The organism is Streptomyces glaucescens, from assembly GCF_002154375.1.
GTDB classification, from domain to species: Bacteria; Actinomycetota; Actinomycetes; order Streptomycetales; family Streptomycetaceae; genus Streptomyces; species Streptomyces glaucescens.
This window is the reverse complement of sequence record NZ_MUND01000871.1, coordinates 1-997: the sequence shown is the minus strand read 5'-3', so window position 1 is coordinate 997 and position 997 is coordinate 1. Positions and strand designations below refer to the sequence as shown.

Sequence of the window (997 nt, the reverse complement as noted above, 5' to 3'; positions counted from 1 at the left end):
CAGGCCGTCGGCGTGGACCCGCTCCAGTGGGTGCTGACCGGGGGCGAGGACCACGCGATCGTGGCGACCTTCCCGCCGGACGTGAAGCTGCCCGCCCGCTGGAAGGTCATCGGCGAGGTGCTGAACCCCTCCGCGCTGCCGCAGGTGACGGTGGACGGGGCGCCCTGGACCAGCAAGGGCGGCTGGGACCACTTCGGGGACATGGAGTCGTGAGCGCGCCACCGAGGGTGCTGACCGTGGCCGGTTCGGACTCCGGCGGCGGCGCCGGCATCCAGGCCGACCTGAAGACGATGCTCGCGCTCGGGGTCCACGGGATGAGCGTGATCACCGCGGTGACCGCGCAGAACTCGCTGGGCGTCCAGGGTGCTTGGGAACTGCCGGTGGAGGCGGTGCGGGCGCAGTACCGCAGCGTCGTGGACGACATCGGCGTCCAGGCGGTGAAGACCGGGATGCTCGCCTCGGCGGAACTCGTCGAGACGGTCGCCGATCTGATCTCCGTTACGGACGCCCCGGCGGTGGTGGACCCGGTGGGGGTCTCCAAGCACGGGGACGCGCTGCTGGCGGCCTCCGCGCTGGAGTCCGTCCGTACCAAGCTGCTGCCGGTCGCCACCGTCGCCACGCCCAACCTGGACGAGGTCGCCCAGTTGACCGGCGTGCGGGTCGAATCCGAGGCGCAGCTGCGGGAGGCCGCGGCGGCCGTCCTGGCGTACGGTCCCCGCTGGGTGGTGATCAAGGGCGGCCACCTGGCCGGTGAGGCCGTCGACCTCCTCACCGACGGCTCCGAGGAGCACTGGCTGCGCGCACCCCGGCACGACAACCGCCACACCCACGGCACGGGCTGCACCCTCGCCTCGGCGATCGCCTCCCACCTCGCGCGGGGGCACACCGTGCCGGAGGCGGTCAGGGCGGCCAAGGAGTACGTCACCGGGGCCATCGCGGCTGGCTTCGCCCTCGGTGGCGGCATCGGCCCGGTGGATCACGGCTGGGCCCTCTCGCG

1 protein-coding gene and 1 pseudogene are annotated in these 997 nt (G+C 73.3%); both read left to right on the top strand.

Translation table 11 applies throughout. From position 1 onward, the window contains the following. A pseudogene (locus CCN42_RS38670) lies at positions 1–213 on the top strand (thiamine-phosphate kinase); the annotation flags it as partial. Then, a partial coding sequence (thiD, locus tag CCN42_RS38665; protein ID WP_107427722.1) for a bifunctional hydroxymethylpyrimidine kinase/phosphomethylpyrimidine kinase occupies positions 210–997 on the top strand: 788 nt, incomplete at its 3' end. The pseudogene CCN42_RS38670 and the gene thiD, both read left to right, overlap by 4 nt.